The sequence below is a fragment of the Aeromonas sp. CA23 genome (genome assembly GCF_002587065.1).
GTDB classification, from domain to species: Bacteria; Pseudomonadota; Gammaproteobacteria; order Enterobacterales; family Aeromonadaceae; genus Aeromonas; species Aeromonas bestiarum.
The window spans coordinates 3,794,455-3,809,408 of record NZ_CP023818.1 but is presented as its reverse complement, the minus strand read 5'-3'; the positions used below and the strand labels follow the sequence as shown (position 1 = coordinate 3,809,408).

Sequence of the window (14,954 nt, the reverse complement as noted above, 5' to 3'; positions counted from 1 at the left end):
CATGAATATTTCAAAGTTCTTCATCGACCGGCCCATCTTCGCCGGCGTTATCTCCATCCTGTTCGTGCTGGCGGGACTGGTAGCAGTCAATGCTCTGCCCATCTCCGAGTATCCCGAGGTGGTGCCGCCCCAGGTGGTCGTGCGGGCGACCTACCCGGGAGCCAGTCCTACGGTGATTGCCGAATCGGTGGCCATGCCGCTCGAGGAGTCCATCAACGGGGTTGAGGGGATGATCTACATGGGCAGCCAGTCCACCACGGATGGCACCATGACCCTGACCGTCACCTTCCGTCTTGGAACGGATCCGGACAAGGCTCAGCAACTGGTGCAAAACCGGGTGGCTCAGGCCGAGGCGCGCCTGCCCGAGGAGGTGCGTACCCTGGGGGTGACCACGGTCAAGGCGAGCCCGGATCTCACCATGGTGGTGCACCTGGTGTCACCGGAGGATCGCTATGACATCGACTACCAGCGCAATTATGCGCTGCTCAATGTGCGTGACCGATTGGCCCGGATCCAGGGGGTGGGGGACGTGGCCATCTTTGGTGGTGGGGAATATGCCATGCGGATCTGGCTCGATCCCGACAAGGTGGCCGCCCGTGGCCTCGCGGCCAGCGATGTGGTAGCGGCGCTGCGTGAGCAGAACATTCAGGCGGCGGCCGGAGTGGTCGGCGGTTCGCCGGCGCTGCCGGGTACCGAGCTGCAGCTCTCCGTCAATGCCCGGGGCCGGCTGCAGAGCGTGGAGGAGTTTGGCGATATCATCGTCAAGTCGGGCAGCGGCGGCGCGGTGACGCACCTGCGTGACATCGCCCGTATCGAGCTCGGAGCGGCCGACTACTCGGTGCGTTCGAAACTCAACAACCAGCCGGCGGTCGGCATCGGCATCCACCAGGCACCGGGCGCCAACGCATTGCAGATCTCCGACGAGGTGCGCAGCACCATGAGCCAGATAGCCAAGGCCATGCCCCAAGGGCTCGAGTATCGTATCGCCTACGATCCGACCCAGTTCGTGCGCGCCTCCATCGACTCTGTGGTACACACCCTGCTCGAGGCGATCGCCCTGGTGGTACTGGTGGTTATCCTGTTCCTGCAGACCTGGCGCGCTTCCATCATCCCGCTGCTGGCGGTGCCTGTCTCCATCATAGGGACCTTCGCCGTCATGCTGCTGTTTGGCTTCTCCCTCAATGCGTTGACCCTGTTTGGGCTGGTGTTGGCGATAGGCATAGTGGTGGATGACGCCATCGTGGTGGTAGAGAACGTCGAGCGCAATATCGAGGCGGGGTTGTCGCCGCGCCTGGCGACCTACCGCGCCATGCGGGAAGTCTCCGGTCCCATCATCGCCATTGCCCTGGTGCTGTCTGCGGTATTCGTGCCGTTGGCCTTCATCACCGGGCTGACCGGCCAGTTTTATCGCCAGTTTGCCCTGACTATCGCCATCTCTACCGTCATCTCGGCCATCAACTCACTCACCCTCTCGCCGGCGTTGGCGGCCCTGCTGCTCAAGGGGCATGGCGAGCCCAAGGATGCGCTGACCCGAGGCATGGAGCGGCTGTTCGGCCCACTGTTTGCTCGCTTCAACCGCGGCTTCGAGCGCGGCGCCCGCGTCTATGGTGCCGGCGTGCAGGGGATCTTGCGACGCAAGGCCCCGACGCTGCTGTTGTTTGCTGGCCTGCTGGTGCTGACCTATGGCTTGTTCCAGAGCGTGCCCGGGGGCTTTGTGCCCTCCCAGGACAAGCAGTACCTGATTGGCTTTGCCCAGTTGCCGGATGGTGCCACCCTGGATCGTACCGACAGTGTGATCGAGCGGATGGGGGCTATCATGGCCAACAATGAGAACGTGGAGGGGACCCTTGCGTTCACCGGACTCTCAATCAACGGCTTCACCAACAGCCCCAATGCCGGGGTGGTGTTCGCCATGCTCAAGCCGTTCGAGCAGCGGACAGGCGCCGATCAGAGCGGCATGGCGGTGGCGGCTCAACTGAACCAGGCTTTCGCCGGCATCGAGGAGGCGGTGGTGGTGATGTTCCCGCCGCCCCCCGTGCAGGGGCTTGGCACCACGGGGGGCTTCAAGCTGCAGCTTGAGGATCGCGGCGGGCTCGGGTATGGGGAGATGGATGAGGCGGTGCAAGGTTTCCTGGCCAAGGCGGCCCAGGCCCCCGAGTTGACCGGGCTCTTCAGCAGTTGGCAGATCAATGTGCCGCAGCTCTTTGCCGACATCGACCGCACCCGTGCCCATCAGCTCGGGGTGGAGGTGACCGATATCTTCAACACGCTGCAGGTCTACCTTGGCTCGCTCTATGTCAACGATTTCAACCAATTCGGGCGTACCTACTCGGTGCGGGTGCAGGCAGATGCCACCTATCGCAGCCATGCCGATGATATCGGCAAGCTGAAAGTGCGTTCGGTCTCGGGTGAAATGATCCCCCTGTCGGCCCTGATGAAGGTGGATCACACTGTCGGTCCTGAACGGGCGATGCGCTACAACGGTTTCCTTTCTGCCGATATCAGTGGCGGGTCGGCGCCTGGTTTCAGTTCGGGGCAGGCCAAGGCCGCCATCGAGCGGATCGCCGCCGAGACCTTGCCTCAGGGCATAGGTTTCGAGTGGACCGAACTCACCTATCAGGAGATCCTGGCTGGAAACTCGGCGCTGTGGGTTTTCCCGCTTGCCATCCTGCTGGTATTCCTGGTGCTGGCCGCCCAGTACGAGAGCCTGACGCTGCCGTTGGCCATTTTGCTCATAGTGCCGATGGGGCTGCTCTCGGCCATGGCTGGGGTCTGGCTCTCTGGCGGGGACAACAACGTCTTCACCCAGATAGGGCTCATCGTACTGGTGGGGCTCTCGGCCAAGAACGCCATTCTCATCGTGGAGTTTGCCCGTGAACTGGAGTTGGCTGGACGGGCGCCGTTGGCTGCCGCCATCGACGCCGCCAGGCTGCGGCTGCGGCCCATCCTGATGACCTCGCTGGCTTTCATCATGGGGGTGCTTCCCCTGGTGCTGGCAAATGGCGCCGGCGCCGAGATGCGATCGGCCATGGGAATGGCGGTCTTCTCCGGCATGATAGGGGTGACCCTGTTCGGTCTGTTCCTGACTCCGCTTTTCTATGTGCTACTGCGGCGCCTCGCAGGCAATCGCCCGCTGGTGAGCCATGGGGAGCAGAACATGGAGTAGTCAGCCTGGCTGATGAGCAATGAACCTATACAAAGAGGCCCAATGGGCCTCTTTTGACTGGGAATACCACCGCCATATAGATGAACTAATCTGACTTAGAAGACTTATGACCGGCCTGCAGCCTTCGCCGCAGCCTCAACCCACTTACCCAAGTTTTCACGGCCGTTTTGATTGTTCCACAAATAGTGGGTGGTGTTAGGGACACGAAGAGAGCAGCAGTTCGTGGTTTTTCCGTTGAGGTCTGCGATTTTGCTAATATCGATGGTCAGGATGCCATTGCCGAGCTCAATGCTTTGCTCGATCTCGTACTTCACCCATTTGCTCTTGTCAGTTGTTGCTCCAACCAGAACTACCGTGACACTCGTGCCGTGCAGCTGATCGTCGATCCATTTCTTGATGGCTGCATTGCCCTTGCGCTCGACTTCTTCGAAATCTGCCTTATCGATAAACCCCACCTTGGTGTCAGCAGCGATGACGTTGCTATTCCGTACGTTCATTGCACGGTGCACGTCTTCGTACTGGAAGCTGAAAAATACCTTTCTTGCCATGTTGTTCGTCCTTAAATGAGGGGCAGTAGGGAGAGGATGATGTCGTGAGCGCGCGCTAGATCAGTGTGTGGGGCACCCAGTTCGTGCAGCAGTGGGGTGATCTTCTTGCCATGTTCGTGCTTCGATTCATCGTATGCCTGGATCACCTCATTCCAAAGATCAGCTGAGATCGAGCCGGTAATACCAACCGGAATGACGAACAGGCCATTGGCAACTGCAATCTCAAACTCTTCGAGCATACCGTTGGACGGCACCACAGCTCCTGTCTTGTCCAGCTTGTTGCCGAAAAGAAAGAGCGCAACACCGGCATGAGCGAGCATGTTGCGGCGGTACTCCGTCCAGAGCTCAGGCAATGGACGCTCGCCAGACTGGCTCTGGGGGAAGGGACGTAGGACTAGTTGATCGCTGTCGAGGCGACCACCGTTCATGATGGTTTGTTCAAGCACGCCGGTAATAACGGCACTACCAACCCCCAAGCCGAACCCGGAAATAACCCGGTACTGCTCCTTGCTGATAGCCTTACTCAGCTTGTAAACGAACTGCTCTGCCTCGGATTCGGTCCAGGGGCTGTAGTCATGAGCCGCGCCAGAGATAAAGATGGTTTTGCGTTTATGACGGTGCTCAATCTCTCGCAGAATGTCGGTGATCTCTGAGAACTCATCGACGTAGACGGCCTTGATCCCAACCCGTAGCAGCTCGTGTTTGAAGAGGTCTTCTTTGCGCTGGCGATACTCGAAGTCGGCTTGCTCTTCTCCTTCCATTCTGCTTGCCTTGCGAAGGATGCAGTAGTGCTGGCGTTGATCTTGTGCGAACTGAATGCGGACTCGACTCAGGATGTAGTCAAGGTTAGGGTCGGTGAAGCTGAAACCCAGAAACAGGAAGGTCTTGGCGATCAGGTCACCGCTCAGTGCAGTTATGAACGGTTGCATCTTAACGTGGTAGCGTTCGTAGTCATCACGGATCAGTACGGCCTCAGACGCGTGATCGACGTCTCCATGCATTTTGTAAACCACTGCATCTCGTTTGGGACGGGTAGTTGCGAGCTGCTTGTTGGTGTACTTGACGTCCGGAACCTTCCCATTGCGCTCAAGCGAACTCTCGATAAGCTTGTCGTAATTGGTAGTCCAATATGTCTGGATCGGTAGCCTGGCTACGATTTCGTGATTTACAGTCGGCGCTACGCCGGATGAGAATTCGGTGACCAGCATCTGATTCAGCTTCGAGCGGTTGGTCGCATTAGCATTTGCATGATATTGCGCCAATGTCACCAGATCCCATTCTTTCTCGACATCGAGATCCAGATCGTCGGCGATCGGCTTCAGCAGCGACTTCCAATCCACATAGCCTGCAGCTCGGGAAAACCCCGCACCTGCAAAAATTGCCAGATTTCCTTCGGCCAGCTCTTTGGACAGATTGTCTATGAGCCGTAGATGTTCCTTTTTCATAATTTAGTCACTACTGGTAAGTTGGATTTAAAGAGTTCGCACCCACTTGCCATTGCCTTTAGTGTCAAAGAAAGCAAGACCAGCACCGCTAGCAGGCACATCGATTTTGTTATAGAGGTTCAGGTATTCGTTACCATAAAAATGGCCCTGGCTGTCCTGTGTGGGGACAATCGCGATGTGTTCATGGGACTTTTTTCCGTCCGCAAAACCGATTTCCCAAGGACACCAGCGCGATGCCATCGAATTCTGCGTCGCAAGAAAGAGGAACCAGTCGGCCCGTACAATGGCGGTTTTGATATTGAAGGCAGTCTTAGCGTCAGGCTTGTCGGGCATAGTCTGATCCTGCCAGTCGATGTAGACATCCCACCCTTGATTCTTCAGCAACTCCTGTAAGCCCAGAGCGAGCAGTGAGTCCTTATGGCTGTGGCTTAGAAAGGCTGTAGGTTGCCCAAATCGCTTGGCAAATTGCCCCTGCATGGAGCGGCGTTGACCTGCGTTAAGGAGGTCTGATTGGCGAACTGGCATAAGCAAGCCTCCCTAGCTTTTTGTAGGCAAGTAAATTGCCATCATTTAGCGTGTAACTCAGGTGCCTTTATCGAAAGACATTATTTCAACGGATTGGAGATATCACCGAACGATCCAGCGGGGGCAGCCGTGCGGTCTTTAAACACATTAATGACAACCCGTTGGACTGGATTGAAGTGGCGTTTGCTGGCTAAGCCTCTCCTCAAAACAACGACCCAGTTCTAAAAGAATGTCCGTAGAGTTCAGAGATTTGCTTCTGGAACTGAGTTTGCCCTCCATAGCTAGGGTGTCTCACGCAAATCACGGGTACAGAATCTGTGATGCGATGAGCCGCAGCGGCGGCATCGTTGCCGATGGCTACGATGCGAGATGGACGCAGCAAAACAATGAGCTGTTGGAGCAATTCTTCGCCAGCTTGCCTCTCGCGAGCATTGTGCTGCCGATTGGTGAAAGGATCTCCCGATTCATGCGGATGAAGAGGAAAGACGTTCCAGAGGAAGATCCGAGCATCAATGTGCTCCAGCATGCCCCATATGACCGCGGCGGTTCGTTCGGTTACAGCACTGCCTATCGTTGGCCGTTCGACAACCTGGTCGAGATTCCAACGTCTAGTATGCTGGCTTATGTGAATATCATCGGTCAGGGCTAATCCAGTGCGGCGGCCTCCGCGGTATCCGAGGTCTCGTCCGATCCATATCGCATCTACAGGGGTCTCGATTGCACGACGTAGCATAGCGGACAGGGCGACAGCACGGCGACGCGGTGCGTCGTGTCGATCATGAACTTCACAAAGATCCGAATATGGATTGAAACAGTCTTTAAACTGCAGCGAAGCGACTGCATCAACGAATGGGTGAATTTTCATTTATCAGACTCAAGTGGCATGTATTTGATAGTGCGTTCTATTCGATTACCAATGATCCAGCCACCTTGATTTTCCTTGAGTTGGCGGAAGACAGCGTAGCCGTCGAGGATTGCCTTTTCCCAGAGTTTCAGTGGACATTTCTCCACTTCGTAACCACTCACGAACTCGCTAATGGTCTTGAGAATTCCGAGTGAAACTTTTTCCTGGTTCTCGAAGAAATTCAATTCTTTGGCTCTGGAAAAAATCCAAGCGGTAAGTCCTTCTTCAACCACAATAGCCCGGCCACTGTCCTGCTCCTCATCGCATTTTGGATTGCTTTTTCTCTTGTGTTTGATCAATGCCCGTATCACCGGTGACCAATGCAAAATTGCAACATAGGCTAAATGGAAGACATCATGGAACCGGTAGTCATCGCGGTCGGCGATGTTATCGGCCAATGGGTCTCCAATGAACACGCCGTTCCACTGGAGATAACTCTTGCCACTACCTCGTTGATTGACCCGGATTTTGAAGTCCCGAGGTAGCTGTTCTTCAATGCCAAACTCACTGTCGAAATCAAGGCCAGCTAGATCTTCTACCTGTGGCTCCAAAAACGCACCGCGAACTTTTCGAAGATTGTCGCGAGCTACATCCGAAAACGCAAGTTCGGCCGCATGGATTGCATCCAGATAGGTTCGTGCGAAATCAATCAAAGCAGCTCGCGCGGGCGTGGTTCCCAGCAGGGCTGCTGCTGACTGCCCCAAGCGCACCAAGGTGGCATCCAACGAAGTAGATGTGCTGACGGGAACGGCGATAAAGGTGACAGTATCTTCGGTGATGTCGCTTGCAGCGCCTACATTCTTGAAATCCCCGTGGCTTGCAGCTTCCGCGAAGATCTCTTCAAGAGGAATCTGCAGACGCCTACAGATCGCGGCTAAATACCAGAGGGTGTCGCCAAACTCTTCTTCTGCCGCCTTCTTAAAACCAGGGTAAGCAGTTCCCTCTCTAACACTCTTTTTGGCCGTAGCCATTATTCCGCCAACTTCTCCGTATAGACCTTGGAGAACAGGACTGAAGTCATTCGGGTTGAGCACGTCTGTGGCTGCAATCTCCGCAGCGTAATTCGAGAGCAAGAGGAAGCCTTCACTTTTCATTTGTTACCTGCGAAGAGTTAGCCATTCGAGTGGGGCGCCTTGATACCCCCTCACGTTAAAGCTGAGAATCCATTGTTCAAGGTTCGCGATCAGTTTCGCGTCGTCAAAAGTGGTTAGGCCTATTCCTGTTTTGCATAGAGGACGATTTTGCTGGTCTTTCAGTGCCTCAGGAAACTTCGGACCCTTGCCTCCGAAATACACAAAGTCATTGCTGATCAGTACCCTGTTTACACCCGTATCACGGGTGACATGGTCAGGGTTTAAAGTGCCATCATGAAGGGAATGGAATGAGTCTCTCTGTTGCCAGGCATCGTCAGGTGCAGCCCTGAAATAGATGTTGTCCCCACAACTCTGTTTCCGACTTCCATTGCGGTATGGCTTCTTGAATTCAAACCGTGGATCTTCTCCATATTCGTCAAATGTCATCACTTCGGTGACACGCATCGCATACACGAGATGCCCGCCACGTCGGGCGGTTTTATTATTGCTGCCACTGCCGACCACCCAATCACCGATGTCAGCGGATCGGCGGATATTGGGTTTGCAAGTCGCAAGCGTGCAATAACTATAGAAAGGATTGGGTGCAAAACCACTGTCGTATCGCACCACATAGGAATGAATGCGAGCCATCAGCAAGGATGCCGTTTGAGGGGAACCGGGTCACAGTCGCCACCGTCAGGTTTTTCCCATGAGTCCTTCCCGTTGATCGCGTCAATGATTGAATCGCCGTTCCACCCAACCAGAGCGTCTGCATATTCTTTCAGGGCTTCTGGGAGGTCGCATTCCTTCTCACCGTGTTCCCAAATACCAATAATGCGCTTTCCCTGTTTGGCCGCATACTCGATTTCCCAGTTCACCCAATCGCTATTCTTGGTCTGAGGAGAAACGTAGCATACGAACACACCAGCCCAGTTGATAGCGGGAGCAAGTATCTGGGTCTTTATGTAGTGCTCATCGGTCGCATTATTGAACTTTCCTGTATGGATGGAGGAATCCCTGATTTCCATCCCTTTCGGAGCCAACAGATCCTTTAGCTTCTGGAGCCCGAGATCGTCCTTATGGACATGGCTAATAAACATGTTCCTTTTCTCTGTCACCTATCACCTCCATTGTCTCCATGTGGATCGAAGATCGTAACCGTGATTGTGTACGCTGTGGTAAGAATCCGAGTGATGTTCACCTTTTCGCTTTTCTGGAACCCATGAATGAATACATAACAGGGCCCAACACGGGCTGATTGAAAATTTGAAATACAAAAACAGTTAAATTCGACTTCTAATTTAATATTTACAATTTTTTTTGAAGTTGAATGCAACATTGAATCTCTATTGGTGTTTTTCCATAATTGAAAGCCCACACTAATAAAAGTCAATGTTAAATGTCTAGGCTAATATAACCTACCAAAAAACCACCATCTACCATTTTTAGTAGCATCACTTTGTCTGAATCGCCCCTACTTTCCTAGACACCCCAAGAGCCTCAAACTGAGGCCATTCAGGAGGTGTTATGAGCAAGCAGCAACGTTACACGGAAGAATTCAAACTGGCCGCCGTCAAGCAAGTGACTGAGCGCAATTACCCAGTGGCAGAGGTCGCTGAGCGACTTGGTGTTTCCAGCCACAGTCTTTACGCCTGGATCAAACGCTACAGCCAGCCCGAAGTGCGGCAACAGCATGACTCCAGCCAGCAAGCCGAAATTCGGCGCCTCAAGGCTGAACTGCGCCGCGTCACCGATGAGCGAGATATCTTAAAAAAGGTTCATCGCGGCTTTCCGGGGAAGGCCGCCGCGTACTTTGCCAAACTGTCAGGTTAAGGTACGCCTTCATCGAAGTGCTCATCCCTGCAGGGATGAGCACTTCGATGAAGCGCAGATGGCTGCCCCCAAACGCAGGACCATACATAAAGCCGAGGGGCTTAATGTTGGGTGTGAAGGCTGAACAGATTGCTGAAGTAGTAAAATAACAACAAGGCAGGGGAGGGCCCAGAGGTTGATGTCACTCTATGTCAGCTTATGGGTTATTTTTATGTCAACTTATGGGTTATAAAACTCTCGTAAGTCACTGATTTATTGTTGTGTGTTATGTCAACTTATGGTTTAGACGACAAGATCAATAAGTTAGCCTCCAAAACCCCCTCTAGACCTCTTGGTCATCCACTTTGTATGGATGGACTCGGAGTCTTCATAGTGAATCTCTGGCTCTCTGCGCAAGGTATCTGGTACTACCGCAAGATGACCTTGCTCCCCTGTGGGCATTTTCGCATAAAGCCAGTAGTTGCCCAGCCAGAACCTCAGCCAAACTCCCTATCGGAATCTCAGCAGCCACAACAACAGAGACAATCTGCGGCCAATCCTGCCCTTCAGTCAGCCCTGATGGCTCCTTCTGCTATTTCATCCCCTGTACTCTCAGAACTCAGTGAGCGCGACCTGAAAGAGAAGGCACTTTTCTGGGCGCCAAAAGCACTCAGCAACCAGAAGAACTAGAGCGGTTACTTCATCACGGCGAATGTTCAACACTCCGCCGGAGTATGGCGGAGTGTTGTTTTGTTGCTATCTCCCAGACCTGGGTTCAGAACCTGCCATTTAAGCCCACTCGGAAAGTGTCGTTGCGTTCATTTGAGCCAAGATTGGTTTTGTATGAAACCCCTAGCTGCCAGGCGTGTCCCAGGTTGAAGTCGATACCCATATCCAGGCCGGCTAAATCGCTGTCCTGAGCATCGGGCTTGAGACTGTAAAGCATGCCTTCGTCGCCCTGATCGGTATAGCGCATCTTGTAGTCGCTGCTACGACTGAAGTTGTGGCCCCAAGCCAGGCCAAGCTTGGGTGTCACCACACCAAGCGGAGCCATCAGGTCATAGCTAGTACGCACACCGAGGTAGGATGTGAAATTCTCTTGGCGTTGCTCTTCATAGGACAGACCGTAAATGCCGCCACCACTTTCACGGTAAGCCTCCATGAGGGTTGTGCTGGCGTTCAAGCGGCCGTAAGGCGCCAGCGACAGCGGCCCCTTGCGGTATTCATAGCTGGCAGTCAGGGATGCGAACAATTGATCTGCATCCCGGGAGCCACTGGCATAGTCATCTGCGCTGTCGGTGATGTAACGGCGTGAATCAAAACTGATACGGTTGTAGCCCAGCAGGCCGTCGACATATACCTGCGGCGCCTGGTTCAGGCTTAGATAAGTGGCGATACCTATGGCCTTCCCATCACTGCGAGAGTTGTTCTTGCCGATATCACTGCGGTCGTTGCCATAGCCGATACCGACACCGACGATGGCAGTTGGTGATAGGCGATAGTCTGCACCGGCGCTCAGGCCCAGCGTAGTGAAGCTGTTGTCTTGCGCGCCCTGCGCATGGGTAGAGCCGACGTTGACGAAGCCGTCGCTCCAGAATGCCAAGGCCTCCTGTTTGCAGCCGTTCTGCACAGAGGTTGCGGCCTTGCCTTCTTCCAGTTGTGTCTGGTTGGCGGAATCTCCTTGCTGACTCTGGATAGCTTTGGCGATCTCGCCCAGGGGCATGGCACTGTCATCCTTGCGTAAACTGGCATTGAACGAATTACGGTCGCAATTTGTTTGATGCAACTGCTCAAGACGTCGGTTGAAGTTGTCCATCTGAGTGCCGGCGAAGCGCTCTGCTGTCCGGCTCTGAGCGTTAAGCAGGCCGATAACTTCGGCATCCTTGGTCGGGTCTGGACGTTCCTTAATGATGAAGCTGACGGTGCTGGCTGAGCTGGCACCGCTACCGTTCCGCAGGCTGAAGCTGACGATTGCCGTCCCAGCGAAAGCGACCGACGGTGCGAAACGCATCGAGAATGGGCCCGTCATCGTTACTCGCCCGGCGGAGGCAGGGGTGACCGAACCCAGAGTTGCCTGGGTGAACGGGCCACCGGTGGCACCTTGGGTCAGGTCAACTGTGGCAGACTGTCCCACGGCCAGGATCTGGCTGGATGCTGGCACGGAGATCTCCATGGCAGAGATGGTGACCGAGAAGTTTTGCAAGCTGGTGGCGCCGTTGGCATCAGTGACTGTGATGGTCAGGTCGGTAGTACCGGCGGTGCTTGGCGTACCACTGATGAGGCCGCTGGCGGCATTCAGGCTCAGGCCCTCAGGCAGGGCGCCGGCGGTGATCGCATAGGTGTAGGGCGCGGTGCCGCCGGAGGCGGTGAGCGTCGCACTGTAGCTGATGCCGATAGTGCCGTTGCTCAATGTTGTGGTGATCAGACTGATGCTCGGCGGGTTGACGGTGATGGTCACCGTAGCCGGGCCGGAGGTGCCGCTGGCATTGGTGGCGGTGTAGGTGAAGCTGTCGGCACCGGAGAACCCGGCGGTCGGGGTGTAGGTGATGCTGGTGCCGCTGGCGGTGGCAGTGCCATTGCTGGCGGCGCTGGCCACGGCGACGCTGGTGGCCGTGCCGCCACTGAGGGCCAGGGTGATCGGGTTGGCACTGCTGTTGGCAGCGACAGTGGCGCTGACGGCACCGGCAACTGGTGCCTGGGCATCGATGGTGAGGGTATAGGCCTGGGAGCCGGTCGCGCTGTTGGCATCGGTGGCGGTCACGGTCAGGTTGCTTGCGCCGCTGGCGCTCGGCGTGCCACTGATGGCACCTGTGCCGGTATTCAGGCTGAGGCCAGCTGGCAGACTACCGGCGGTGATCGCATAGGTATAGGGCGCGGTGCCGCCGGAGGCGGTGAGCGTCGCGCTATAGCTGGTGCCGATAGTGCCGTTGCTCAACGTGGTGGGGCTCAGGCTGATGCTCGGCGGGCTGACGGTGATGGTCACCGTAGCCGGGCCGGAAGTGCCGCTGGCGTTGGTGGCTGTGTAGGTGAAGCTGTCGGCACCGGAGAATCCGGCGGTCGGGGTGTAGGTGATGCTGGTGCCGCTGGCGGTGGCAGTGCCATGGCTGGCGGCGCTGGCCACGGCGACGCTGGTGGCAGGGCCGCCACTGAGGGCCAGGGTGATCGGGTTGGCACTGCTGTTGGCGGCGACAGTGGCGCTGACGGCACCGGCGACTGGGGCCTGGGCATCGATGGTGAGGGTGTAGGCTTGGGAGCCGGTCGCGCTGTTGGCATCGGTGGCGGTCACGGTCAGGTTGCTTGCGCCGCTGGCGCTTGGCGTGCCACTGATGGCACCTGTGCCGGTATTCAGGCTCAGGCCGGCCGGCAGACTACCGGCGGTGATCGCATAGGTGTAGGGCGCGGTGCCGCCGGAGGCGGTGAGCGTCGCGCTATAGCTGGTGCCGACAGTGCCGTTGCTCAACGTGGTGGGGCTCAGGCTGATGCTCGGCGGGCTGACGGTGATGGTCACCGTAGCCGGGCCGGAGGTGCCGCCGGCGTTGGTGGCGGTGTAGGTGAAACTGTCTGAACCGGAGAACCCGGCGGTCGGGGTGTAGGTGATGCTGGTGCCGCTGGCGGTGGCAGTGCCATGGCTGGCGGCGCTGGCCACGGCGACACTGGTGGCAGCGCCGCCACTGAGGGCCAGGGTGATCGGGTTGGCACTGCTGTTGGCGGCGACAGTGGCGCTGACGGCACCGGCGACTGGGGCCTGGGCATCGATGGTGAGGGTGTAGGCCTGAGAGCCGGTCGCGCTGTTGGCATCGGTGGCGGTCACGGTCAGGTTGCTTGCGCCGCTGGCGCTCGGCGTGCCACTGATGGCACCTGTGCCGGTATTCAGGCTGAGGCCGGCCGGCAGACTACCGGCGGTGATTGCATAGGTGTAGGGCGCGGTGCCGCCGGAGGCGGTGAGCGTCGCACTGTAGCTGGTGCCGACAGTGCCGTTGCTCAACGTGGTGGGGCTCAGGCTGATGCTCGGCGGGCTGACGGTGATGGTCACCGTAGCCGGGCTGGAGGTGCCGCTGGCGTTGGTGGCTGTGTAGGTGAAGCTGTCTGAACCGGAGAACCCGGCGGTCGGGGTGTAGGTGATGCTGGTGCCGCTGGCGGTGGCAGTGCCATGGCTGGCGGCGCTGGCCACGGCGACGCTGGTGGCAGCGCCGCCACTGAGGGCCAGGGTGATCGGGTTGGCACTGCTGTTGGCGGCGACAGTGGCGCTGACGGCACCGGCGACTGGGGCTTGGGCATCGATGGTGAGGGTATAGGCCTGGGAGCCGGTCGCGCTGTTGGCATCGGTGGCGGTGACGGTCAGGTTGCTTGCGCCGCTGGCGCTTGGCGTGCCACTGATGGCACCTGTGCCGGTATTCAGGCTGAGGCCGGCCGGCAGACTACCGGCGGTGATCGCATAGGTGTAGGGCGCGGTGCCGCCGGAGGCGGTGAGCGTCGCGCTATAGCTGGTGCCGACAGTGCCGTTGCTCAACGTGGTGGGGCTCAGGCTGATGCTCGGCGGGCTGACGGTGATGGTCACCGTAGCCGGGCTGGAGGTGCCGCTGGCGTTGGTGGCTGTGTAGGTGAAGCTGTCTGAACCGGAGAACCCGGCGGTCGGGGTGTAGGTGATGCTGGTGCCGCTGGCGGTGGCAGTGCCATGGCTGGCGGCGCTGGCCACGGCGACACTGGTGGCAGCGCCGCCACTGAGGGCCAGGGTGATCGGGTTGGCACTGCTGTTGGCGGCAACCGTAGCGCTGACCGGGCCTGCGATCGGTGCGGGTACTGTGTATGTATAACCGTTGGTCAGGGTTGCGCTGCCACCAGGTGTGGTGACTACCACGTTCACCGCGCCGGCGGCGTGGGCCGGAGTGGTCGCGGTGATGGTGGTGGCATTGTTGACTGTGTAGCCGGTGGCCGCTGTTCCGCCAAAGCTTACGGCGGTAGCGCCAGTCAGATTGGTGCCGGTCAGGGTGACTGAGGTGGCGCCAGCGGTGGAACCACTGTTCGGTGCAGCGGAAGTCAGGGTCGGTACTGCGGAGCTGGTGACCACCAGGGTATAGGTTGCGACACCGCCCTGATTCAGGCCGTCATTCAGGGTGATGCTGAATGTGTAGGTGCCGGCCGTAGTTGGCGCGCCGTGGAGCGTGGTGGTCGGGCTGCCCGGCGACGGGTCTAGGATCAGGCCGGGGGGCAGGCAGGGCGTCACGCCATCGTAGTCCGGGTCGTTGGCATCGCACTCTACCCATTGGTCCAGCGGCAAGGCGCCGCCGGTCGAGCTGATGGGGATACTCATGGACTGACCTACCGCCACGCTGGGTAAGGTACTGCCCGAAGCAGGGCTGGTGATCACGGGAGCCGCGGCCATTGCCTGGGTGGGCAGTGCCAACATGACCAGCAACATAAACAGTGAAATCAGCGGGCGTTTTACTCTGGTACCTGGTGCGGTAAGTAGTGTTCTCATGA

The 14,954-nt window shown here is 57.4% G+C and carries 9 protein-coding genes and 1 pseudogene; 2 read left to right on the top strand and 8 right to left on the bottom strand.

Annotation, left to right across the window (positions count from 1 at the left end; genetic code table 11):
- Position 1 precedes the first annotated feature (1 nt).
- Positions 2-3,166 carry an efflux RND transporter permease subunit gene (locus CK910_RS17660; RefSeq protein ID WP_098984171.1) on the top strand — a complete coding sequence of 1,055 codons (3,165 nt, stop codon included), beginning with the start codon at positions 2-4 and terminating at the stop codon, positions 3,164-3,166.
- 104 nt (positions 3,167-3,270) lie between these two features.
- Here the strand turns inward: CK910_RS17660 and CK910_RS17655 are convergent, their stop codons facing one another.
- From CK910_RS17655 to CK910_RS17625, 7 genes are all read right to left on the bottom strand, one after another.
- The gene (locus CK910_RS17655) at positions 3,271-3,714 is read right to left on the bottom strand and encodes a TIR domain-containing protein (protein ID WP_098984170.1); all 444 of its coding nucleotides are present in this window, start codon (positions 3,712-3,714) and stop codon (positions 3,271-3,273) included.
- Between the two features lie 11 nt (positions 3,715-3,725).
- The gene (locus CK910_RS17650) at positions 3,726-5,159 is read right to left on the bottom strand and encodes an SIR2 family protein (protein ID WP_098984169.1); all 1,434 of its coding nucleotides are present in this window, start codon (positions 5,157-5,159) and stop codon (positions 3,726-3,728) included.
- A gap of 27 nt (positions 5,160-5,186) precedes the next feature.
- Positions 5,187-5,684 carry a toll/interleukin-1 receptor domain-containing protein gene (locus CK910_RS17645; protein WP_098984168.1) on the bottom strand — a complete coding sequence of 166 codons (498 nt, stop codon included), beginning with the start codon at positions 5,682-5,684 and terminating at the stop codon, positions 5,187-5,189.
- A gap of 202 nt (positions 5,685-5,886) precedes the next feature.
- On the bottom strand, positions 5,887-6,210 hold the full coding sequence (locus tag CK910_RS24440; protein ID WP_238155565.1) for a uracil-DNA glycosylase: 324 nt from the start codon (positions 6,208-6,210) through the stop codon (positions 5,887-5,889).
- A 335-nt stretch (positions 6,211-6,545) separates the two neighbouring features.
- The gene (locus tag CK910_RS17635; protein ID WP_098984166.1) at positions 6,546-7,682 is read right to left on the bottom strand and encodes a nucleoside triphosphate pyrophosphohydrolase family protein; all 1,137 of its coding nucleotides are present in this window, start codon (positions 7,680-7,682) and stop codon (positions 6,546-6,548) included.
- Positions 7,683-7,685: 3 nt separating this feature from the next.
- On the bottom strand, positions 7,686-8,312 hold the full coding sequence (locus CK910_RS17630) for a hypothetical protein (protein WP_098984165.1): 627 nt from the start codon (positions 8,310-8,312) through the stop codon (positions 7,686-7,688).
- Positions 8,312-8,761, bottom strand: coding sequence for a TIR domain-containing protein (locus tag CK910_RS17625; RefSeq protein WP_233265302.1), 450 nt, complete (start codon positions 8,759-8,761; stop codon positions 8,312-8,314). Before CK910_RS17625 ends, CK910_RS17630 begins: the two co-directional genes overlap by 1 nt.
- 427 nt (positions 8,762-9,188) lie before the next feature.
- Here CK910_RS17625 and CK910_RS17620 point away from each other — a divergent pair.
- Positions 9,189-9,514, top strand: a pseudogene (locus CK910_RS17620) (transposase); the annotation flags it as partial.
- Between the two features lie 734 nt (positions 9,515-10,248).
- Here CK910_RS17620 and CK910_RS17610 read toward each other — a convergent pair.
- Positions 10,249-14,952, bottom strand: a complete 4,704-nt coding sequence (locus CK910_RS17610; RefSeq protein ID WP_216640161.1) for a putative Ig domain-containing protein — start codon at positions 14,950-14,952, stop codon at positions 10,249-10,251.
- Between the last annotated feature and the right edge of the window lie 2 nt (positions 14,953-14,954).